At 50.0% G+C, this 1,079-nt stretch carries 1 protein-coding gene; it reads left to right on the plus strand.

The genetic code is table 11. From position 1 onward, the window contains the following. Positions 1-522 precede the first annotated feature (522 nt). Positions 523-1,079, plus strand: a 557-nt coding sequence (locus QHG98_09715; protein MDH7597988.1) for an AMP-binding protein, incomplete at its 3' end; no start/stop codon positions are given.

Genomic DNA, 1,079 nt, shown 5'->3' on the forward strand with positions numbered 1-1,079 from the left:
TACTTCGTCAAGGACGTGCCAAAGACAAGATCCGGAAAGATCATGCGCAGGGTCATAAAGGCCAAGGCGCTGGGCAACCCTGTGGGAGATATCTCCGCGCTTGCAAACCCGGATGCCGTGGATGCCATACCGCTCATCAAGTGAGCGGTCAACCTATTTTATTTGATTTTACGTGATGTTGTATTCAGGATGAACTATTTTGATTTCATGATTCAGATATGCGTTTATTGATGGCGAAATATTTGTGCCACTCAATACTTTTGCTACATGTATCACGAAAAATAATTAATACAAATTTTTAATGACAATTCTATATCGATAGATTTATAAATGGGAGAATACGTATGAAATTATCGTGTTTCCGGAGTCTCCCAGTGCTCACAGGTGATCGCGGCATGGCAGTTGTAGGTTGGCCGGAGGACTTCTTGACCCGCTTCTTCTCAGGAGGAGTTCTCGAGTGGAGCTCATGCCAGCGGCATCGTGAGACGGAAGCACATATTCTATATAAACGGAGGTATGTAAATGGCTGAGACTGCAAAGACAGCTGTTCTGCAGGAGGAGACCAGGATATTCAATACTCCCCAGTGGATAATCGAGTACTCGAACTCCTACCAGTGGATGAAGAAGAAGGGATTCAAGACAGAGAAAGAGATGCGCGAGTGGTGCTCCCAGAACTACCTTGACTTCTGGGATGAGATGGCCCAGACATATGCGGACTGGTTCAAGCCGTACACCCAGATCCTCGAGTGGAACCCGCCATATGCGAAGTGGTTCCTTGGAGGCAAGTGCAACGTCGCGTACAACGCGGTTGACAGGCACGCGAAGTCCTGGCGCAGGAACAAGGTCGCATACTACTTCGTCGGTGAGCCTGTTGGCGACACAAGGACGATCACATACTACCAGCTCTACCAGGCGGTCAACAAGATGGCAAACGGCCTGAAGAGTCTTGGTGTGAAGAAGGGCGACAGGGTCAGCGTGTACCTGCCGATGATACCCGAGCTCCCGATCACGATGCTCGCATGCGCAAAGATCGGCGCGATCCACAGCGTGGTCTTCTCGGGATTCAGCGCTGGCGGCCT

The organism is Methanothrix sp., from assembly GCA_029907715.1.
Lineage (GTDB): Archaea > Halobacteriota > Methanosarcinia > Methanotrichales > Methanotrichaceae > Methanothrix_B.